The organism is Pseudomonas sp. A125, from assembly GCF_055409485.1.
Genome location: NZ_JBUZVP010000028.1, coordinates 1 through 21,419, shown reverse-complemented (window position 1 = coordinate 21,419; position 21,419 = coordinate 1). Strand labels below are relative to the sequence as shown.

Here is a 21,419-nt window from a genome sequence, read left to right as displayed (position 1 = left end):
ACAAGGAAATTCCCCATGCATTCACTTAGTCTTGGCGAGTCGGCACCGCAAAGCGGATCCCGCGCCGTCTTGAGCGCCGCTGTTCAAGGGATACGCTCATGAGCACTGCTGTCACCCGCCATGCAAAACCCATCGCCATCAGCGTGATCGGCCTCGTCGTAGTCTTTAGCCTGCTGTACACATGGCGCACCACCCGCAACGGTGCGGCTGAACCTCACGCCTTCCCGCCCATGCCTGTCTCGACGATCCGCGCCGAACCTCGCAGCGTGGCAGAGGAACTGCAGGCCGTCGGCAACCTGCAAGCAGTGCGCGAGGTACTGCTGGCCCCCGACACCTCGGGGCGCGTGACCGCCATCAATTTCGAAGCAGGTCAGACCGTCAAAGAAGGGACGGTGCTGGTCCAGCTTTACGACGCCCCGGAACAGGCGGATCGCGCCGCCGCTGCCGCCAAGGCCGATTTCGCGCAGCTGCAACTCAAGCGTTCGCAAACATTGGCTTCAACGGGTGCCGAGCCCCGCGAACTGCTTGAACAGCGCAAGGCTGAGGCCGCACAGGCGGTTGCGGCGGTTCAACAACTGGACGCGCGCATCCAGCAGAAGACCATTCGTGCGCCGTTCTCCGGCCAGATCGGCATACGCAAGATCAATCCCGGTCAGTACCTCACGGCCGGCGACGCCATCGCCACGCTGACCCAGCTCGACCCGCTGTACGTCAACTTCACGCTGCCCCAGCAGGATCTGCCCAGGCTGACCTCGGGAGCCACGGTGCAGGTGACCGTGGATGCGGCGCCGGGCCAGGTATTCAGTGCCAAGGTCAGCACGATTGAGCCACGCATAGATGGCGAGACCCGCAACATTGTTGTGCAGGCGCTACTGCCTAATGCCGAGCGGATTTTGAAGTCCGGCATGTACGTGACGACGCGACTGACACTGCCCGCGACGACCAACGCCATCGTATTGCCGCTGACGGCTATTCAGACCTCGGCCTCCGGCGACAGCGTGGTACTCGTGCAAGAGGCTAACGCGGAAGGAATCGGTAAGGCGGTAGCGATGCCGGTCATTACCGGCCGCCGGCTCGGCGAGGAGGTCCTGGTAACACAAGGCGTGAAGTCGGGCGATACCGTGGTGACAGCTGGCCAGAACCGGCTGCCACCCGGTGCGACTGTGAAAATCAGCACCGACGCTCCCCCTACCACAGCGACTCATGCAGCCCCGGCGGTTGCATCCGCCGCCAGCGAACAGTAGGGAGACGTCACCATGCATTTCACCGATATCTTCATCCGCCGACCGATCCTGGCACTGGTGGTCAGCCTGCTGATCCTGCTGATGGGCGCCACTGCCTTGTTCCTGCTGCCCGTGCGGCAGTACCCCTTCCTCGAAAACGCCACCATCAGCGTGAGCACCACTTTGCCGGGCGCGACTCAGGAAGTGATGCAGGGCTTTGTGACCACGCCGATCGCGCAATCGATCGCGACTGCCAGCGGTATCGAGTACCTGAGCTCGACCACTACGCAAGGCAAGAGCGAGATCAAGGCGCGCCTGGTGCTCAACGCCAACGCCGACCGTGCGATGACTGAGATCCTGGCTAAGGTGCAGCAGGTCAAGTACCAGTTGCCAGCAGGCGTTACCGATCCGGTCATCAGTAAGTCCACCGAGGGTGGAACGGCAGTGCAGTACGTTGCCTTCTACAGCGACACGCTGACCATCCCGCAGGTGACCGATTTCGCCACCCGGGTGGCGCAGCCGCTGTTCACAGGCATTCCCGGCGTGGCCTCAGCGGACATCATGGGCGGGCAGACGCTGGCGATGCGTGTATGGATCGACCCGGTCCGACTCGCCGCGCGCGGCTTGTCCGCCGGCGAAATTTCGGCCGCACTGCGCGCCAACAACGTGCAGGCCGCGCCTGGCCAACTCAAGAGCGCGCTGACCATCACCAATATCAGCGCCGCCACTGACCTGCATGGCGTCGAAGACTTCCGCCAGATGGTGATCAAGTCCAGCCCTGAGGGTGGCGTGGTGCGGTTGTCCGATGTCGCCACGATGGAGATCGGTGGCCAGAACTACAACAACGCTGCGTTCGCCACCGGCAAGCCGGCGATCTTTATTGGCATCCAGCCCACACCCGACGGCAATCCGCTCGATATCGTCAAACAGGCCAGCGAACTAATCCAAAAGATCCGCGAGATGGCGCCACCTGGACTGACGGTCTCGCCCAACTATGACGTCGCGCGTTTCGTCAACGCCTCCATCGAAGAGGTTAAGCACACGCTGGTCGAAGCCATCGTGATCGTCATCGTGGTGATCTTCCTGTTCCTCGGCACCTTCCGCGCGGTGATCATTCCGGTCGTCACCATTCCACTGTCGCTGGTGGGCACCGCCGCATTGATGATGGCCTGCGGCTTCTCGATCAACCTGCTGACCCTGCTGGCCATGGTGCTGGCGATCGGCCTGGTGGTGGACGATGCCATCGTGGTCGTGGAGAACATCCATCGTCATATTGAGGACGGTCTGACGCCAGTGCGAGCGGCATTGCTGGGCGCACGCGAGATCGTCGGGCCGGTGATCGCCATGACCATTACCTTGGCCGCCGTGTATGCGCCCATCGGCATGATGGGTGGACTGACCGGTGCGCTGTTCAAGGAGTTCGCCTTCACGCTGGCCGGCTCGGTGATCGTCTCGGGCGTGGTCGCGCTGACGCTTTCGCCGGTGATGAGCTCGATGCTGCTGAGTGCGAAACAGGGCGAGGGACGGCTGGCGAAACGGATCGAGCACACCATGCAGGGGCTGACCGCTGTCTATGGACGCCTGCTGGCACACACGCTGGCTGCACGCGGGGCAGTGTTGCTCGTCGGCGCGGTGGTGCTGGCAGCCATCGTCGTGTTGTTCAACGGCACCCGACACGAATTGGCGCCGACCGAAGACCAGGGCCTGGTCATCGTCGTCACCAAGGCACCGCAGTACGCGGGGGTAGGCTATACCGCCCACTATGCGGCGCAGATCGAAAAATTGTTTGAGTCGATTCCAGAGTTTGACAGCAGTTTCATGCACATTGCCGGCATCGCCGGCGGCCAGAACCAGATGCTCGGCGGCGCGATCCTCAAGGATTGGTCCGAGCGCAAGCGTTCGGCTACCGAGATCCAGGGCCAGATCCAGGCCGCTGGCGGCGCCATCGATGGGGAAACAGTCACGGCCGTGCAATTGCCTCCGCTGCCTGGTTCTGCTGGCGGCCTGCCCGTGCAGATGGTGCTGCGCTCACCCGACGACTTTAAAACGCTGTACGAAACGGCCGGGAAGATCCAGGCCGCCGCTTATGCCAGCGGCCTGTTCCTCTACGTGCAGAACGACCTGGCTTACGACAGCTCACAAGCACACATCAGCATCGACAATGCCAAGGCCAGCGAAATGGGTGTGACCATGCAGTCCGTCGCCGATACCTTGGCGGTGTTGGTCGGCGAGAACTACGTCAACCGCTTCAACTTTCACGACCGCTCCTACGACGTGATCCCTCAGGTACGCGGCAGTGAACGCATGACACCGGAAGACCTCGGACGCTTCTACGTCAAGGCGACTTCTGGGGCGCAGGTACCACTGTCGACCGTAACCCGGGTCGAAATGCGGCCCCAGGCCAACCAGCTCACCCAATTTGGGCAGATGAACTCGGCCACGCTGGAAATGCTGCCGGCGCCGGGTGTGAGCATGGGCGAGGCCGTGGCCTTCCTGCAGTCGCAACCCCTGCCACCGGGCACCAGTGTCGATTGGCTCAGCGACAGCCGCCAGTTCGTGCAGGAAGGTAACCGCCTGCTGGTGTCCTTCTGCTTTGCGCTGGTGGTCATCTTCCTGGTGCTGGCCGCGCAGTTCGAAAGCCTGCGCGATCCGCTGGTGATCTTGGTCACCGTGCCGCTGGCGGTTTGCGGCGCACTGGTGCCGCTATGGCTGGGCTACGCGACGCTCAACATCTATACACAGATCGGGCTGGTCACACTTATCGGACTGATCTCCAAACACGGAATCCTGATGGTCACGTTCGCCAACCATATCCAGCACCACGAGAACCTCAGCCGCATCGAGGCCATCGAGAAGGCCGCGGCGGTGCGTATGCGTCCCGTCCTAATGACCACGGCGGCGATGGTAGCCGGCCTGGTGCCATTGCTGTTCGCCGACGGTGCGGGCTCGGCCAGCCGTTTCTCCATCGGCATTGTGGTGGTGATGGGCATGCTGGTCGGTACCTTCTTCACTTTGTTTGTTTTGCCCACCGTCTACAGCTTCATCGCCCAGGATCACCGGGCGGCGGCACAAAGCCCCCGCGCCCGCGAACTCGCTACTGCGGAGGCACCCAATGTCGAACTCTAAGCCGTTTCCTGTCCGCAGCGACGCCATGACTATTACTTCGCGTCGGGCCATGTTTCCCGCCTGGCGTCCTACATTCCTGGCCATTGCCGCCGCAGCTTTCGTCACCGGCTGCGCCAGCGGGCCGGACTATCATGCCCCGGCCACCCCTGACACCGTCGCCGAGGACTTCGTTAGCCAGCCGGTCAAGACGGATTCTGCTGCCTCGTTGCCGACGCACTGGTGGAAGCTGTACGACGATTCCGTGCTCGACAGCGTGGTTCAGGAAGCTATTTCGGCCAATACCGATGTGCGCGTGGCGCTGGCGAACCTCGACCGTGCGCGAGCCATCTACACGGAAGCCCGCAGCGGCCTTTACCCCTCGACCAGCGTATCGGGTGGTGTGGGCTACGGACGTGACCAGACCACCTGGAATGGCACCGGCCAAGCGCCCAAACAATGGAGTTACAGCGGAGGGCTTGACGTCTCCTACGAACTCGACCTGTTCGGCCGCGTCAGACGCGACATCGAAGCTGCACATGACGACACCGACGCGGTTGCCGCCGCCTACGATATCGCTCGGGTAGTGGTGGTCGCCGAAACCACTCGCGCCTATGTGGACGCCTGCGCCTACGGCGAATCCGTTGACGTGGCCCGCTCATCCATCGAGCTGGCGAGGCACAGCCTTGACCTCATTAGCAGCCAGGAGCAGGCAGGCTCGGCGTCGCGTCTGGATGTTGAGCGGGCCGCCGGCACGCTAGCTCAGACCGAAGCGGCCTTACCACCGTTGCAGGGTCAGCGGGACAGCGCGCTCTTCGAGTTGGCGGCACTGATGGGACGCACCCCGTCGCAGGTACCGAAGGCGGCACGCGCCTGCGTCAAGGCGCCAGAGTTAGCCAGTGCGCTGCCGGTCGGCGACGGCACCACGCTGCTGCGCCGGCGCCCCGATGTGCGGCAGGCCGAACGCCAACTGGCGGCCGACACCGCTCGGATCGGCGTCGCCGTAGCCGACCTCTATCCGCGCGTCTCACTGGGGGCTTCGGGCAACTACTTGCGCAACGACTATCTGAAAGGCAATCGCGCCTGGTCGTTCTCGATTGGCCCGCTGATTTCCTGGACGTTCCCCAACACGATGGTCGCTCGCAGCCGTATCGCACAGGCGAAGGCGCAGAGTGCGGCATCGCTGGCCAGCTTCGATGGCACCGTGCTCAATGCACTCAAGGAGTCCGAGCAATCGCTGAGCGCCTACGGTGCGGCGATGGAGCAACGCGAGGCCCTGATCGAAGCGCGCAACCGTACCGAGAACGCCTTCCAGCTGGCTGACCAGCGCTACCGTGCCGGGTCCATCAGCTACCTGGATGTCATCGTGGCGCAGACCAGCCTGATCGATGCCAAATCGCAGGTAGCCGCCGCAGATCAAAGGGTGGGTTCCACACGGGTCAGCGTGTTCAAGGCACTGGGCGGCGGATGGGAGCAGGCCAGTATGCAATAGACCCGATGACACCCACGCGGTGAACGCATGTCATCGCGTCGGTGCTCATCACGCAACCACCCGCCACGCAGCCCCGGGTACTTCATTGACGCCACCGGTAGCAGCATAGCTATGGAAACCAACATGACTGAACACGACCGACCTTCCCAAGTGATGGATTTGATGGCTGCCTTCGGACGCAGGAACAAAACCAGCCCGACATCAACGCCTGCAGGACTCGACACGGACCTCGCCGCCAGTCATGAGGCAAGCGGAGTTAAATTCGAGCATGCAGAACGACTAAGGGCCAATCGCCTTCGATCAACGGTAGCGCGGGTCAACATCCTAACGGTGTTGGAGAATGCTGCACCTCAGTGCCTAGATGCCGCTGAGCTGTATCGCACTCTCGATCTGCAGGCGGCGCATATGGCACCGGCCACGATCTACCGGGCACTGAATGATTTGTGGGGAGCCGGGTTACTGATACGCAACTGGAGCGAACATGGCCGTGCCCACTACGGAATCAAGCTAGACAAGCAAAGCCCCCCCGTGGACACCTTGGAATGCCATTGTGGAAAACGACTGGTGCTCATTGAGGATCAAAACTTGCGCGAGCACCTGCGTTCGTTCGCAAGCGAAGCGGGCTTCGATATCGAGAAAGAGCTGGCCTTCACGATCTCCATGGTCTGCGCAGGATGCAGGAAAAGCCATCAGGATGGCCCGTGATCGGCTATGCACCAATGAGCGTCCACGAGCCCGATCCGGGCGAGAACTTCGTCCGAATACGCTATGCGTTGCACTTCTAGCACATCCTCTCAACGGCTACATGACGCATACAGCCTGCGCGATAGTGGATCACCTTCGCCAGAGAAGGCCAGCATTGCTACACAGGCAGGGCCTATCTATGCGATCGCTCGTACCACGCCGCCGTCAACCCGAAGCGCAGCGCCGGTGGTTGCCGATGCTGGTACGCCGCAGACATAGGCGATCATCGCCGCAATCTCGTCCGGTGTGGCGAAGCGCTGAAGTATCGAAGATGGGCGTGCTGTCGCGAAAAATTCACGCTCCACGGTCGCGGTATCGACGCCACGGCTTGCAGCCATCTGCGCAACGAATCCACCAACACCCTCCGAGGCGGTGGGCCCGGGCAGCACGCTGTTTACGGTAATACCAGTACCCGCGAGCGTCTCAGCGAGCCCGCGCGCCACAGCGAGTTGCGCGGTCTTGGTCATGCCGTAATGGATCATTTCAGCCGGAATCTGCAGGGCGGATTCGCTCGACACGAACACGATCCGTCCCCAGTTGCGTGATCGCATCCCGCGCATATAGTGACGCGAGAGCCGAACTCCACTGAGAACGTTGGTGTCGAAGAAACGGGTCCAATCTTCATCCGATATCTGGTCGAACGGTTTCGGCTCGAAGATACCGAGATTGTTGACCAGCACGTCGACGTCAGAAAGCTGGCCGACCAGCGCCTCGCAACCTTCGCTGCGGCTCAGGTCAGCCGCAATCCCGGAGATGGTCGCGCCGGGAAACTCGTGTTTCAGTGCATCCACCGCCTTGTCGACGCGGGCCTGGGTCCGGCCATTCACCGTAACGCAAGCGCCCTCGGCCGCCAGCGCACGTGCGGTGGCGAACCCGATGCCAGCCGTTGACCCAGTCACAAGCGCCCTCTTTCCTTTCAGTCCGAGATCCATAGCAAACCTCCAATCTATTTTTCAAACGTTGAATCTATCGGTCTCGTGTGTGACTCGATAGCGATGTTTGGTCAGATCGTAGTTCAATCCAGCCAATCTCCGATATCAGTGCAGGCTAGCTCCAGACAAAAGCGCACTGAGCGTTCGGCAAGACGGGGCGTCGGGTGCCCGTCACCCGGATGCGCTCGTCAGGTGAACTACGAGACATCCCAATGCTCTACGAGGCTCCGCACTGTTGAAGATGAACATGCCCACAGGCCGGTCCGCTAGACTTGGTCGGGAAGCACAATACCTGGCACGGCAGTGAATTCGCCTCCGATCGTGGCGCTGGCCATGCGGTCGGAGAGGTAGCGCGCCGGCGGCTTGCCTACCGCCTTGCGGAACATGGTTACGAAACCGCTAGCGTTCTCGTAACCCAGTTCCAGCGCAACCGTCTGCACACTCTCGCCTTTGGTCATACGCTGCAGCGACAGAATCACATGCAGTTGCCGACGCCAGCGCCCAAAGCTCATCCCGATTTCTTGCAGCAACAACCGGCTCATACTCCTCTCGCTCATTCCGATACGAATAGCCCAATCGCCCATCGCGGTCTTGTCGGTAGGATCTGCCAACAGCATTTCTGCAAGCCGACGCAGCCGCGGATCACGCGGTATCGGCAAATGCAGATCTTCCACGGGAGCAATGGACAGCTCGTCCAGCAATGTAGCGATCAGCCGGTCCTCCCGCCCCCCGGACGCGTATAGCTCGGGGAAGCCCGCCGCCCGCAATAGCAACTCACGCAGCAACGGCGATACGGAGATCGTGCAGCAGTTCTTCGGCAGATCCGGCGCGGCATCGGGCTCAACGAATAGGCAATAGCACTCTGTCTCACCCGAACCCCGCGCCGAATGTGGCAGGTCCCCCGGTATCCATACCGCGCACTGCGGCGGCACGATCCAGACACCATCTTCTATCTCGCAGTTAAGAATGCCGCGTACGGAGTAGAGCAGTTGCGCCTTGCGATGATGATGCTTGGCCTGTTCCCAGTCCTTGCCCACCATCGAAGCGCTCAGGGCGGCAACTGGCCGGGGGATGCTGTCGACATCCCAAATCGCGACCGGGTCTCTGAATACAGTGTCTGACATGGGTGGGTTGAGCCTCAAACTAAAGCCACATGGCTGTTTTGAACAATATTATGGCCAACTTATGCAATGACGTCCAGTCACCGGCTGAATACCATACAATCGTGCTGGTTGTCCTGCTCGGTCAGGCCGCTGCCTCACCTTAATGGACGCCGATGTCTCTTCTCCGAAACGCGAGACCGCCAGCGATTTTCACCACGTTCCGGAGAGTATTGACGTGCTTATAGATACCACCCAATTCCCACTCGTGTGGATGCAAATCGCCGCGCCCAGCAACAAACCAGGAGACTCGCCGTTTGCCGAATTCGAAGCATTGCTTGCTCGTAAAGAGGTATTCATTCTCCTCCATGAGGAAGACCTTGTTGAAGGCGAACACGAGCATTGCTCTGAAGAGATGGAGCAAACATCCCTTTGGATGAAGAGCCACAAAGATGAGCTACGGGCCTTCGTCAAAGCCTCGATCCATATCGAACCAAGCACCGCAAAGCGACTGCCATCCAAAGCGCTGGCAGTCGCATATGAAAAATTCTGGGGTTACCCCATGCTCATTGCTGCCACCAAGGAAGAGGCTCTGGCAATGGTACAGAAACTGTTGGCAGGTGAGCCTTTGAAGGCCGGGATGCTCTAGTTCCGCAGCCTAAAAATGAGGGCTGCCAACATAGCGAGGTGATAAGCAAGGTTGGCGGCTTTCTGCACGATTGAGGCTGGCTTACAGAAGCTTATAAAACTTTATCGCGCTCAAAAAAGTAATGGCTTATCCCATCCCTGGCACCATCCGCTCCATCCAAAGGTTCCAACAACCGACCCAAACCGAACAGACACATTCAGCTTTTGGCTGCCCCTGAACATCATCTGTCGCATCTTTTCGCCCAACTTTATGCTAGGACAGCACCGTGGCCGATCATTACCAACCCAATCTGGGTTCATTGCGCAGCAATGCTACCCTGACCCTGCACACCCAAGATGCCGCAGATGTTTGGCAAGACCGGACGGCACGCGAATCCGGAGCAGCTTTTTGCGCCCAAAGAAATATATTTTTCCGCCTAATTAAGTTCATTGACTCTGCAATGTGCGACGAGAAACCCATGCATAAATACAGATTAGTTTTGCATTTATTCGAATACAACAAACAAATTTGCACTGCTAGGATCACTTCATCAGTTGGCTCGATGCGACCCTCGCGTCAAGGCCTCTTATAAAAACAAGAGGCCTGACACAGGCCGGAGATCCCATGACAAGTGCAGTCCCCACCGTCAAATTGCTGATCGGCGGCCAATTGGTCGAGTCCACCACCACGCAATGGCGCGATGTAATCAATCCAGCCACTCAGGAAGTTCTCGCGCGCGTCCCTTTCGCCACTCTGGAAGAAATGAACGCTGCCGTTGCCAGTGCCAAGGAAGCCTTCAAAACCTGGCGCAAGACGGCGATCGGTACTCGTGCGCGCATCTTCCTCAAATACCAGCAACTAATCCGCGAGAACATCAAGGAGCTGGCAGCAATCCTTACTGCCGAACAGGGCAAAACCCTGCCGGACGCGGAAGGTGATGTGTTCCGCGGCCTGGAAGTGGTCGAGCACGCAGCCAGCATCGGCAACCTGCAGTTGGGCGAGTTGGCCAACAACGTGGCCAGCGGTGTCGACACCTATACCTTGCTGCAACCGCTGGGCGTATGCGCCGGTATCACCCCCTTCAACTTCCCCGCGATGATCCCACTGTGGATGTTCCCGATGGCCATCGCCACCGGTAATACATTCGTCCTCAAACCGTCGGAGCAGGACCCCATGGTTACCATGCGCCTGGTCGAACTGGCTATGGAGGCCGGTATACCGCCAGGCGTTCTGAACGTGATCCACGGGGGGGTGGAAGCGGTCAACCTGATCTGCGATCACCCGGATATAAAAGCGGTGTCCTTCGTCGGCTCGACCAAAGTGGGCACCCACGTCTACAACCGTGCGACCCAGAACGGTAAACGTGCGCAGTGCATGATGGGCGCAAAAAACCACGCGATCGTCCTGCCAGACGCGAACAAACAGCAGACACTGAACAACCTACTCGGCGCCTCGTTCGGTGCCGCTGGCCAACGCTGCATGGCATTGCCCGTTGTCATCCTGGTGGGTGAAGCACACAGCTGGCTGCCGGAGCTGATCGAAAAAACCAAAACGCTAAAGATCAACGCTGGCGCTGAAGCGGGTACCGACATCGGTCCGGTGGTTTCCTGTGCGGCCCTGGACCGCATCAGCGGCCTGATCGCCATGGGGATCGAGGAAGGCGCGACATTGGAACTCGATGGTCGCAACCCCGAGGTTAGCGGCTACGCCGAGGGCAACTTTGTTGGCCCGACCATCTTCTCCGGTGTGACCAAAGACATGATCATCTACCGTGAAGAAATATTCGGCCCGGTGCTGTGCGTGCTGCAGGCCAAATCGCTGGATGAAGCCATCGAAATCATCAACGCGAACCCGAACGGCAACGGCACCGCCCTGTTCACCCGCTCCGGCGCTGCGGCTCGGCACTTCAAAGAAGAGATCGACGTCGGCCAGGTTGGCATTAACGTACCGATTCCGGTGCCCGTACCGATGTTCTCTTTCACGGGATCCCGCGCCTCCAAACTGGGCGACTTGGGCCCGTACGGCAAACAGGTGGTGCAGTTCTACACCCAGACCAAGACCATCACTGAACGCTGGTTCGATGAGAACGAAGTCGGTGGGTCAGTCAACACCACCATTACGTTGAAGTAAGCATTCAAGAACGCAGTCGCTGTTTCAGCAATCATCGATATGTATCGCAAGGACACTGGAGCATGAACCAGGAAGAAGACCCGGTACTGGCGCACGTCAGCAATCACCTGGGCTACCTGACGCTCAACCGTCCCACTGGGCTCAACGCGCTGAACCTGCCCATGATTCGTCTGTTGCACAAACATCTTCACCGATGGGCTGGCGATCCGGACGTATACGCCGTGGTGCTGCGTGGCAACGGCGAGAAAGCTTTCTGCGCAGGCGGTGATATCCGCTCGCTCTACGACAGCCATCAAGCCGGTGAAAACATGCATCACGTATTTTTCGAAGAGGAATACGACCTTGATCAGTACATCCATGCCTATAGCAAACCCGTCCTCGCATTGACCCACGGCTTCGTCCTAGGTGGTGGCATGGGTTTGGTCCAAGGTGCGCAGTTACGTGTCATCAGCGATGACACGCGCATGGGTATGCCGGAAACCAGCATCGGCTTTTTTCCAGATGTCGGCGGCAGCCACTTTCTGACTCGCCTGCCTGGCGAGCTGGGAACGTACCTGGGAATCACCGGTTTGCACATCCGACCGGCCGATGCCTTGTTCACCGGCCTGGCGGATTGGTGCCTACCGCGCGATCAATTTGCAGAGTTTGAAAGCCAGCTGAATACCCTGGATTGGAACATGCCCGCCATGGACTGCCTAACCAGCCTGCTGGCATCCATGGCATCCATGAAGCTGCTGGGCGCCGAGCTCAAGGCCATGTCTGCAGCCATCGATTTGCATTTCTCGTTCGACACGATCGAACAGATCTGCAATTCACTGAAACACGAAGAGCGCTATGCGTTTCAGGACTGGGCCGAACAGACCCTGAAACTGATTAACAACCGCTCTCCCCTGGCGGTCAGCGTCACCCTTGAATTGTTACGCAGAGGCCGGACGCTATCACTGGCCGACTGCTTCAGGCTGGAGAAGCACCTCAGCGGGCAGTGGTTCGAGAAAGGCGACCTCATGGAAGGTGTAAGGGCATTACTGGTCGACAAAGACAAGAGGCCGCAATGGAACCCGGCGACCTTAATAGAGATGACACCGCAACGCGTCGAGGCATTCTTCGCCGGATTTAAATAAGCCGCGACTACCGGAACCTCCCCCAACAAGAATACAAAAGAGAGCCCCATGCACGACATCGAATTGACCGAAGAACAACGCATGATCCGCGACATGGCCCGTGACTTCGCCGGGGCCGAAGTCGCACCCAAGTCCCAGGCCTGGGAAAAGGCTGGCTGGATCGATGATCAGACGATTGCGCACATGGGCGAGCTTGGCCTGCTCGGCATGATCGTTCCTGAACAATGGGGCGGTACTTACATCGACTATGTTGCCTACGCCTTGGCGGTCGAAGAGATTTCGGCAGGCGACGGCGCATTAGGCGCAGTGATGAGTATCCACAGTTCCGTGGGTTGTGGACCGATCCTCAAGTACGGCACTGCGGATCAGCAACAGACCTGGCTACCTGATCTTGCTGCGGGGCGCAGCATTGGTTGCTTTTGCCTGACCGAACCTCAGGCGGGTTCCGAAGCGCATAACCTACGAACCCGCGCCGTGATGGAAAACGGTGAATGGGTGCTTAACGGCGCCAAGCAGTTTGTCAGCAACGCCAAGCGCGCCAAGCTGGCGATCGTGTTCGCAGTGACCGATCCAGAGTTGGGCAAGAAAGGTCTCTCGGCGTTTCTGGTCCCCACCGACAACCCGGGTTTTGTGGTCGATCGTAGCGAACACAAAATGGGCATTCGTGCGTCCGATACCTGTGCAGTTACCCTGCGCGATTGCCGCATCCCTGAAGCCAATCTACTCGGTCTGCGCGGTAAGGGCCTGTCCATTGCCCTGTCGAACCTGGAGGGTGGCCGGCTTGGCATCGCCGCACAAGCGCTTGGCATCGCCCGCGCAGCTTTCGAAGCAGCCCTGGGTTATGCCCGCGAGCGCATACAGTTCGACAAACCCATCATCGAACACCAGAGCGTGGCCAATATGCTCGCCGATATGCACACCCGTCTCAATGCGACTCGCCTGCTGATCCTTCATGCGGCCCGCTTGCGAACGGCCGGCCTACCCTGCCTGTCAGAAGCCTCACAAGCGAAACTTTTCGCGTCCGAGATGGCCGAATACGTCTGCTCCAAAGCGGTACAGATCCATGGCGGTTACGGTTACCTGGAAGACTATCCGGTCGAACGTTATTACCGCGACGCCCGGATTACTCAGATCTACGAAGGCTCAAGCGAAATCCAGCGCCTGCTGATCGCGCGCGAGCTGCGCGACTATTCACTCTGAAACGGCAGCATGACCAGACTGGCAAGTGAACCGAACGTTGCCGAGTTGTTCAAGCGCACTCACAACAACAAACCTTCAGCCGGAGCCCATCACATGAACAACGACAAAATTTCAGTAGAACGCCGCGGGCACACTGCCTTGCTGACTATCGCCAATCCACCCGCCAATACCTGGGATATCCAATCCTTGGCCCACCTTGAGTCGCTTGTCGAAGAGCTCAATCAAGACAAGGATATCTACGCACTGATCATTACAGGGCAAGGAGAAAAGTTCTTCTCGGCCGGCGCTGACCTGAACCAATTTGCCAGCGGTGATAAACGCGTTGCCAAAGAGATCAGTGATTTGTTCGGTCGAGCCTTCGAGGCCCTGTCGAATTTTCGTGGTGTCTCTATTGCGGCAATCAATGGGTATGCCATGGGTGGTGGCCTAGAGTGCGCACTGGCGTGCGACATTCGCATTGCCGAAGAACACGCCCAAATGGCCTTGCCAGAAGCCAAGGTCGGACTCCTGCCCTGCGGTGGTGGAACCCAGAACCTGGCATGGCTGGTGGGCGAAGGTTGGGCGAAACGCATGATTCTTTGTGGAGAACGGATTGGCGTGTTGGCGCTGATTGAAAACTGACCCACCCTGCCGATTGAAAATTGACCCAGGACGGATTGCTGATTTTTGCCCCAGCAATTGTGGATAAGCTTAGCAGCAGTGTTCCGATTGAAGACGCATCAAGCCCCACCGCATGCAGCAGGGCATTTATGGTGCGGATTAAAATGGCTCATCGTCCTCGACATCATCTCCGTCCTTGCGCTTTCGTTCCCGTGACTTGATCTTTGTCTGGGCGGCCAAGGTGCTTTGTTGCAAGCGGTAAGACTCGTTGCCCGTTTCGACGATGTGGCAGTGATGTGTCAGCCGATCCAGCAGCGCCGTAGTCATTTTGGCGTCGCCAAACACACTCGACCATTCCGAGAAGCTGAGGTTGGTGGTGATGACCACGCTGGTGTGTTCGTACAGTTTGGACAGCAGATGAAATAACAGGGCACCGCCGCTTTGACTGAAGGGCAAATACCCCAGCTCATCCAGTATCACTAGGTCTGTTCGTAGCAGTCCTTGGGCGATTCGGCCTGCCTTACCATCGTACTTCTCACGCTCCAGCAGATTCACCAGATCCACCGTGGAAAAGAAGCGCACGCGTTTGTTGTGGGCCGTGATTCCGGATACAGCCAAGGCACTGGCCAGGTGTGTTTTCCCGGTTCCAGGGCCGCCGATGAACACGACATTCTGCGCGGTTTCAGTGAACGCCAAGCTTGATAGATCGCTGACCAGCCGGGCATCAGCGCTGGAAGCGCTGAAGTCAAAGCCAGCTAAATCACGGTGCATGGGGAGTTTTGCCATGTTCATCTGATGATTCACCGAGCGCACCGCGCGATCCGCATGTTCCTGCTGAAGCAGATGTTCCAGCAGCCATTTCGATGAAGCCGTCGACGCTGTTCCTTGAGAGACCAGTTCTTCCCAAGCACTGGCCATGCCGTGCAGGCGCAGTTCTTTGAGTTCAGTCATTAGGTCACGCATTGCGATTCTCCTCATCGGTCGCACGGAGCCGGTCGTAGCGTGCCGTATTGGCAACAGGCGCGACCTTGAGTTGCAGGCTGGTTTCTACGCAGGGAGGTGGTGCGGTGGAGGTCAGGCGGGCAACGACATTGAGGATGTGATCGGCGCTCAGACTTCCCGATTCAAGTACCAGCTCCACCGCCACCAGCACTGGTTCGAGACCCGCAATTGGCACAGCAGCCAGTACCTGCATCATGATTCGATCACCGTTGGTGTGACGCCTCAGTCCTCGTTTGAGAAGCCGTAACGGTTTTGGCAGGTCGGCAAATGGCGCGCCATTGCGCAATGCACCAGGCTTGCGTTCGATGAGTGGGATGTAGTGCTGCCAGTCAAAACTGACCTGATCTCGATCAAAGAGGCGCTCATGGCTGGCGATCACCGTTTCGTCGGCAATGACCACGATCCGCGAAGGGTACAAACGGCTGCTGACCCACTGGCCGACTCGCTCACATGGCACTGAATAGCAATTTCGCGCCACGCTGATCAGACAGGTGCTGGAGACCCGCACGGTACGCTCGACGTAGCCATCAAATGCCGTCGGCATTGGCATCATTTCGACCTGCTCCAGCTCCAAGACCTCGGCCACCGTCAGCCCGTTGTACTGCGGATGCACCAGTTCGCTCCAGAGCGACCGGCAACGTTGGCCGAGCCAGACATTCAGTTCCTCAAAGGTATGGAACATGCAATTTTGAGCATCGAGCCAGATTCGCCTCCGGCTGTCCTGCACGTTCTTTTCGACGATGCCTTTCTCCCAGCCAGAGGCCACGTTGCAGAAGTCCGGATCGAACAGATAGTGCGCGCACATCACGGAAAACCGGGCGTTGACCGTGCGGCCTTTGCCTTTGTTAACCTTGTCGACAGCCGTTTTCATGTTGTCGTAGATGCCGCGACGCGGCACACCACCCAACGCTCCAAACGAACGGGTATGGGCATCAAACAGCATCTCGTGGCCTTGGCTGGGGTACGCAACCAACCAGAATGCGCGGCTGGCGCACAGCTTCATGTGTGAGACCTGGATACGTCGAAAAATACCACCGATCAGCAGACCTTCTTCGCTCCAGTCAAATTGAAAGGCCTCACCGAGCGCAAACGTCAGCGGTACAAAAGCGCGTAAAGACTTGCCTTGCTCGCCTCGCCAAGAGCGCACAAACGCCGTGAGCTGGCTGTAACCGCCGTCATAACCCTCGGCCTTGATCTGCTCAAAAAGTGCTTTGGCGCTCCTGCGGTTGTGTTTTGGCCGGAACGAATCGGCCTTGAGCGCCTGCTCCAGGGTCTCGTGAAAAGGGCTGAGCTTATTGAAGGTTGCGCACCGTTGGTACGCTGGCTGAGTGGCTTCGGGCGCTCTGACCCATTTTCGGATGGTGTTTCTAGACAGCCCGGTACGCTTGGCTATCTGATGCAGCGAGAGCTTGTCGCGGAAGTACATCCGCCGGATTTTTCCCAACATTTCCATGCTGATCACCCTGTGTTCTCCTGCTCGAAAAGTGAGCAGAAGCAGTTGAACACCTGGGTCAGTTTTCAGTCGGCAGAAGAGCCTCTACTGGGTCAGTTTTCGGTCAGCGGCAACATTGGCTGGCCCAACGTCTCGCCGTGGTTTGCACTACAGATATCACCGCCGGTACTGAAGCAAAATCGGCGATTGTCCCGATTATAGGAACTATTAATCACATTCAGGCTTATTTATCTCCAATTCAGGATCTATAAGATAGCCACATCCCAACCCAGTACGCTTATTAAACAGAAGGAAACAACACTATGATCGACTCACGCACCGCCCCCTACGCCGCACTGGTCATGCGCCTGGCACTTGGCATTATGTTTATTGCCCATGGCCTGACAAAGGTCCTGGTATTCACCCCTGCTGGCACCGCCGGATTTTTTGAGTCCATAGGGTTTCCGGGTTTCCTTGCCTATCCAGTCATGGCATTTGAAGTGGTAGGTGGCCTGATGTTGGTATTAGGTGTTTACGCCCGGTGGGTCGCCGCAATTGCGGTCGTACAGCTCTTCGTCGCTTCGACCGTGCACTTCAGCAATGGCTGGAGCTTCATCAACGCGAACGGCGGATGGGAATATCCCATTTACCTCAGCGTGACTGCATTGGTTGTAGCACTGCTTGGTGACGGGCCATTGGCTCTGAAGGCTGCCCGCAAAGCCTAAATCTGGAAAGGCAATCGCTGGTCGCCAAAGCGCGTCCAGCCCATCACATTACTACCCGGTTGAACGCTCCGCTCCCCTTTCCTCAACCGGGTTTTTTAATGTGCGAGTGCACAAGTTCTGTAACAAAATCTTGCCGATGCTTGCGCTGTCATGGGGCTACAGTCATTCGACGTTGACTAGCCGAGCTCATGGTGTGGCAGATTGAAGCACCCTACCCGGTATACTCCCCGCCAGTACCTAGATATACTCCCTACCAGTACCAGACATACTCCCTACCAGTACCCGCATAGACAGCTTGTGAGGCTTGACTAGGATTACTCCGATGCCACATTCACCTGAAGAGAAAAAACGCGTCCTGGCCAGAGTCCGGCGAGTTCGGGGGCAATTGGATGCTCTTGAATCAGCACTCCAGGCAGGAGCCGGGTGCGGTCCGGTGCTGCAGCAGATCGCCGCCATGAGAGGCGCCGTAAACGGGCTGATGGCCGGGGTACTGGAAAGCCATCTTAGGGAAGAGTTCACGACCTTAGTCAACACAACAGACGCCCAGCGGGCTTCGATCGATGAAGTGATTTCTCTGGTGCGCACGTACCTGAAGTAGCCGTCATTGGCCCATGCCGATGGCGGTACCCATCTCAATGAGCACTACCCTTTGGAGAAGACCTTATGAAATCTCGTGCAGCCGTTGCCTTTGAAGCGGGTAAGCCGCTTCAGATTGTTGAGATCGACGTAGCACCCCCTCGTGCAGGTGAAGTGCTGATCAAGATCACCGATACCGGGGTATGCCACACAGACGCCTTCACTCTGTCCGGTGATGATCCTGAAGGCCTGTTTCCTGTCGTACTCGGCCATGAAGGCGCCGGTATCGTGGTTGAAGTCGGCGAAGGCGTGACCAGCCTCAAGCCTGGCGATCACGTCATCCCCCTGTATACCGCGGAATGCGGCGAGTGCCTGTTCTGCAAGTCGGGTAAAACCAACCTGTGTACCGCCGTGCGCGCGACCCAGGGCAAAGGCGTGATGCCCGACGGCACCAGCCGCTTTTCTTACAACGGCCAACCGCTGTATCACTACATGGGCTGCTCGACCTTCAGCGAATACACCGTGGTCGCAGAAGTTTCGGTCGCCAAGATCAACCCCGACGCCAACCCTGAACACGTCTGCCTGTTGGGCTGTGGCGTAACCACCGGCATCGGCGCAGTGCATAACACCGCTAAAGTCCAGCCGGGCGACACCGTGGCCATTTTCGGTCTGGGCGGCATCGGTCTGGCTGCCATTCAAGGTGCTCGTCAGGCCAAGGCCGGTCGCATCATCGCCATCGACACCAATCCGACCAAGTTTGACCTGGCACGCCAGTTCGGCGCTACCGATTGCATCAACCCAAAAGATCACGAGCAGCCGATTCAGCAAGTGATCATTGAAATGACCGGCTGGGGCGTCGACCACTCCTTCGAATGCATCGGTAACGTTCATGTCATGCGTGCGGCGCTCGAATGCGCACACCGTGGCTGGGGGCAATCCATCGTCATCGGCGTCGCCGGTGCCGGTCAGGAAATCTCCACTCGGCCATTCCAGCTGGTTACCGGTCGTACCTGGAAAGGCTCGGCATTCGGTGGCGTCAAAGGCCGCAGCCAGTTGCCGAAGATGGTTGAAGACTCGATGAAAGGCGAAATCGAACTCGCTCCGTTCGTGACCCATACCATGCCGCTGGAACGCATCAACGAAGCGTTCGACCTGATGCACGAAGGCAAATCCATCCGTACGGTCATCAAATACTGACAGGTTGCCCGGGGCGCGAGCCCCGGGGAGCTTTTCGTATCAACCCTGAGCAATTCCGGAGATACACATGAGCAATGTAAAACTGCATCCTTCGCTGGACGCTGGTATCAAGCCAGCCGCTGCCGATTTCGCTGGTGGCACCTTGCAGTGTTTGTGCGCGACCAACAAGGTTGAGGTCAAGATTGACGCTCAAACCCTGCACAATCACGCATGCGGTTGCAGCAAATGCTGGAAGCCTGAAGGCGCGAAATTCGCGGTAATCGCGGTCGTTCCACGGGAAAAAGTCAGCGTGACTGCAAACGCAGCCAAACTGGCCATCGTCGATGAAAGCGCCACCATCCAGCGTCACGCGTGCAAAGACTGCGGCGCGCACCTGTACGGTCGCATCGAAAACACTGGCCATGCGTTCCACGGCCTGGATTTCGTACACACCGAACTGTCGCCACAAACCGGTTGGGCCGCGCCTGGCTTTGCTGCATTCGTGTCGTCTGTCATTGAAACAGGCACCCCGCCGGCCGAGATGGACGGTATCCGGGCTCGTTTCAGCGACATCGGCCTGCCGACCTATGATTGCCTGTCTCCAGCACTGATGGATGCCTTGGCAACTCACGTCGCCAAGCAGAACGGCGTACTCTGACCGAGTGGACTTGCCCCTACCAAATCGGACACCAACTCCCCGTTAAATTGATGCTGCTGCCAAGCGCCTAAACTCTCGCGGCGACCGATATTTCAAAGCGCTGTGCGGATGCTGTTCATTATAATGCTCGAAGGCAATCGTCAGATTGCACAACGCCGTTTCTCGATCCGGTTTGGGCATGTGCGCCACGTAATCACGCTTGATCGTCTTAACGAAGCTCTCCGCCATGCCGTTGCTTTGCGGGCTGCGTACCGGCGTCGTTACCGGCTGCAAGCCGATTTGTCGGGCAAACAGGCGCGTCTGCTCGGCGATATAGGCCGAGCCGTTATCGCTCAACCATTGCACCGGCGTGCTCGGTAGCTGATCGCCAAAACGTTTCTCCACGCTTTCCAACATCAAGTCTCGGATGTCATCGCCGCTGTAGCCCGTCGGGCTGGCGACCCAGCCGATAGCTTCACGATCACAGCAGTCCAGGGCAAAGGTTACGCTCAACTTTGCACCGTCGTCGCAGCGGAACTCGAAGCCGTCCGAGCACCAGCGGGTATCGCTGGTAGTGACGGCGATTCGGCCTTCATGCCGGCGCTGTACGCCTGGCTGCTTGATGCGTCGTTCTAGCAGCAGATTGTGATCACGCATGACGCGGTAGACCCGTTTCACATTGAGCGGAGCCAGCGACTGGACTTCACGCTCGCGGCGAAGCAAACCCCAAACCCGACGGTAGCCATAGCTCGGCAACTCACTCACTTGCTGCTTAATCTCGGCGACCAACTCCGTATCGTTGACGAGCCGAGGTCGCCGTACTTTGGGCGAAACCGATTGCTTGATTCGAACCGTTAATTGGGAGCGCGACACACCGAGACATTCGCTGACCAGCTTCACTGGTCGTCCCCCGGCAACAAGGGTGAGTGCGCAATCCATTTTCGCGAACGGGCGATCTCCACGGCCTCTCTGGGGACTTCCGCTTCCATCGTCGTCTTGCCAAGCATTCTCTGCAATTCGCGGATCTGCTTGAGCGCATCGCTCAGCTCGGACGCCGGTACCACGGCTTCGCCGGCACTGACTGCTGACAAGCTTCCGTCCTGATACAGCTTGCGCCACAGGAACAGTTGGTTGGCATTGATGCCGTTGCGTCGGGCAACCACGGACACGCTTTGTCCAGGTTCAAGGCTCTCGCGAACCATGGCCAGTTTCTGGTGGGTGCTCCAGCGGCGTCGGCGTTCCTGGCCGAGCAACTCGCCACCCTTATCGTTGCTGTTAGTCATAAACATACCCGTTTGCCTATCCCTTATCTTAAGGGGGGAACGGTGTCCTGTCTTTCATGGGGCTCGTTCACCGAGCAGCAATACCGTTAGCTTTTAGTAACAAACCCGATAGCACTTAGTGTTATCAGGCGTACCCGCTCGCCCTTCATAAAATCGGCGAGTGGGTACACCCTTTTTTCTCTACACACTTTCAAACTTTATTTAGGTAGTTCAATGATGGGAAATTGCACCCCATTTGACCAGTCGTTTGCATTCGACTTGACCAGTCGTTTGCATCGGACGTGACCAGGCATTTGCATTGGACTTGACCATTCGC

17 protein-coding genes and 2 pseudogenes are annotated in these 21,419 nt (G+C 58.5%); 14 read left to right on the top strand and 5 right to left on the bottom strand.

Going from position 1 to position 21,419, the window contains the following annotated elements; genetic code table 11:
- Nucleotides 1-98 precede the first annotated feature (98 nt).
- The 4 genes from ACZRN6_RS28635 (at nucleotide 99) to ACZRN6_RS28620 (ending at nucleotide 6,522) form a co-directional block, all read left to right on the top strand.
- On the top strand, nucleotides 99-1,244 hold the full coding sequence (locus ACZRN6_RS28635; protein WP_464009403.1) for an efflux RND transporter periplasmic adaptor subunit: 1,146 nt from the start codon (nucleotides 99-101) through the stop codon (nucleotides 1,242-1,244).
- 12 nt (nucleotides 1,245-1,256) lie between these two features.
- A complete protein-coding gene (locus ACZRN6_RS28630) occupies nucleotides 1,257-4,349 on the top strand; it encodes an efflux RND transporter permease subunit (RefSeq protein ID WP_464009402.1) in 3,093 nt (1,030 codons plus the stop codon).
- A complete protein-coding gene (locus ACZRN6_RS28625; RefSeq protein ID WP_464009401.1) occupies nucleotides 4,336-5,817 on the top strand; it encodes an efflux transporter outer membrane subunit in 1,482 nt (493 codons plus the stop codon). The genes ACZRN6_RS28630 and ACZRN6_RS28625 overlap by 14 nt, the downstream gene beginning before the upstream one ends.
- A gap of 123 nt (nucleotides 5,818-5,940) precedes the next feature.
- Nucleotides 5,941-6,522 carry a Fur family transcriptional regulator gene (locus tag ACZRN6_RS28620; protein ID WP_464009400.1) on the top strand — a complete coding sequence of 194 codons (582 nt, stop codon included), beginning with the start codon at nucleotides 5,941-5,943 and terminating at the stop codon, nucleotides 6,520-6,522.
- Nucleotides 6,523-6,698: 176 nt separating this feature from the next.
- Here the strand turns inward: ACZRN6_RS28620 and ACZRN6_RS28615 are convergent, their stop codons facing one another.
- Both ACZRN6_RS28615 and ACZRN6_RS28610 read right to left on the bottom strand, forming a co-directional pair.
- Complete coding sequence (locus ACZRN6_RS28615; RefSeq protein ID WP_464009399.1) at nucleotides 6,699-7,493, bottom strand: SDR family NAD(P)-dependent oxidoreductase; 795 nt, start codon at nucleotides 7,491-7,493, stop codon at nucleotides 6,699-6,701.
- A gap of 266 nt (nucleotides 7,494-7,759) precedes the next feature.
- On the bottom strand, nucleotides 7,760-8,617 hold the full coding sequence (locus tag ACZRN6_RS28610) for an AraC family transcriptional regulator (RefSeq protein ID WP_464009398.1): 858 nt from the start codon (nucleotides 8,615-8,617) through the stop codon (nucleotides 7,760-7,762).
- Nucleotides 8,618-8,759: 142 nt separating this feature from the next.
- On the opposite strand from ACZRN6_RS28610, the gene ACZRN6_RS28605 reads away from it, so the two are divergent.
- The 6 genes and pseudogenes from ACZRN6_RS28605 to ACZRN6_RS28580 form a co-directional block, all read left to right on the top strand.
- Nucleotides 8,760-9,242 carry a hypothetical protein gene (locus ACZRN6_RS28605; RefSeq protein ID WP_464009397.1) on the top strand — a complete coding sequence of 161 codons (483 nt, stop codon included), beginning with the start codon at nucleotides 8,760-8,762 and terminating at the stop codon, nucleotides 9,240-9,242.
- 265 nt (nucleotides 9,243-9,507) lie between these two features.
- Nucleotides 9,508-9,615 (top strand): annotated as a pseudogene (locus ACZRN6_RS28600) (PFL_4669 family integrating conjugative element protein); the annotation flags it as partial.
- A 230-nt stretch (nucleotides 9,616-9,845) separates the two neighbouring features.
- A complete protein-coding gene (locus tag ACZRN6_RS28595; protein ID WP_464009396.1) occupies nucleotides 9,846-11,351 on the top strand; it encodes a CoA-acylating methylmalonate-semialdehyde dehydrogenase in 1,506 nt (501 codons plus the stop codon).
- A gap of 62 nt (nucleotides 11,352-11,413) precedes the next feature.
- Nucleotides 11,414-12,472 carry an enoyl-CoA hydratase/isomerase family protein gene (locus ACZRN6_RS28590; RefSeq protein ID WP_464009395.1) on the top strand — a complete coding sequence of 353 codons (1,059 nt, stop codon included), beginning with the start codon at nucleotides 11,414-11,416 and terminating at the stop codon, nucleotides 12,470-12,472.
- 48 nt (nucleotides 12,473-12,520) lie between these two features.
- Nucleotides 12,521-13,672 carry an acyl-CoA dehydrogenase family protein gene (locus ACZRN6_RS28585; RefSeq protein ID WP_464009394.1) on the top strand — a complete coding sequence of 384 codons (1,152 nt, stop codon included), beginning with the start codon at nucleotides 12,521-12,523 and terminating at the stop codon, nucleotides 13,670-13,672.
- Between the two features lie 9 nt (nucleotides 13,673-13,681).
- Nucleotides 13,682-14,266: pseudogene (locus ACZRN6_RS28580) on the top strand (enoyl-CoA hydratase); the annotation flags it as partial.
- 165 nt (nucleotides 14,267-14,431) lie between these two features.
- Here ACZRN6_RS28580 and istB read toward each other — a convergent pair.
- The gene (gene istB / locus ACZRN6_RS28575; protein WP_464009393.1) at nucleotides 14,432-15,235 is read right to left on the bottom strand and encodes an IS21-like element ISPsy20 family helper ATPase IstB; all 804 of its coding nucleotides are present in this window, start codon (nucleotides 15,233-15,235) and stop codon (nucleotides 14,432-14,434) included.
- A complete protein-coding gene (gene istA, locus ACZRN6_RS28570) occupies nucleotides 15,228-16,727 on the bottom strand; it encodes an IS21 family transposase (protein ID WP_464009439.1) in 1,500 nt (499 codons plus the stop codon). The genes istB and istA overlap by 8 nt, the downstream gene beginning before the upstream one ends.
- A gap of 302 nt (nucleotides 16,728-17,029) precedes the next feature.
- Between istA and ACZRN6_RS28565 the strand changes: the two genes are divergently transcribed.
- The 4 genes from ACZRN6_RS28565 to gfa all read left to right on the top strand — a co-directional run bounded on the left by ACZRN6_RS28565 (nucleotide 17,030) and on the right by gfa (nucleotide 19,841).
- Nucleotides 17,030-17,431 carry a DoxX family protein gene (locus tag ACZRN6_RS28565; RefSeq protein ID WP_464009392.1) on the top strand — a complete coding sequence of 134 codons (402 nt, stop codon included), beginning with the start codon at nucleotides 17,030-17,032 and terminating at the stop codon, nucleotides 17,429-17,431.
- Between the two features lie 322 nt (nucleotides 17,432-17,753).
- The gene (gene frmR, locus ACZRN6_RS28560; protein ID WP_200656216.1) at nucleotides 17,754-18,029 is read left to right on the top strand and encodes a formaldehyde-responsive transcriptional repressor FrmR; all 276 of its coding nucleotides are present in this window, start codon (nucleotides 17,754-17,756) and stop codon (nucleotides 18,027-18,029) included.
- Between the two features lie 65 nt (nucleotides 18,030-18,094).
- Nucleotides 18,095-19,204: an S-(hydroxymethyl)glutathione dehydrogenase/class III alcohol dehydrogenase gene (locus ACZRN6_RS28555; protein ID WP_200656217.1), complete on the top strand. Its 1,110-nt coding sequence runs from the start codon at nucleotides 18,095-18,097 to the stop codon at nucleotides 19,202-19,204.
- 67 nt (nucleotides 19,205-19,271) lie between these two features.
- Nucleotides 19,272-19,841 (top strand): S-(hydroxymethyl)glutathione synthase, encoded by a 570-nt coding sequence (gene gfa / locus ACZRN6_RS28550; protein ID WP_200656218.1) that lies wholly within the window; start codon nucleotides 19,272-19,274, stop codon nucleotides 19,839-19,841.
- A 42-nt stretch (nucleotides 19,842-19,883) separates the two neighbouring features.
- Here the strand turns inward: gfa and ACZRN6_RS28545 are convergent.
- Nucleotides 19,884-21,103 (bottom strand): IS3 family transposase gene (locus tag ACZRN6_RS28545; protein ID WP_464009391.1). Its coding sequence is split into 2 segments (ribosomal slippage): nucleotides 19,884-20,758 and nucleotides 20,758-21,103, totalling 1,221 coding nucleotides; the frame shifts between segments, so codons are not numbered across the junction.
- Nucleotides 21,104-21,419: the final 316 nt, after the last annotated feature.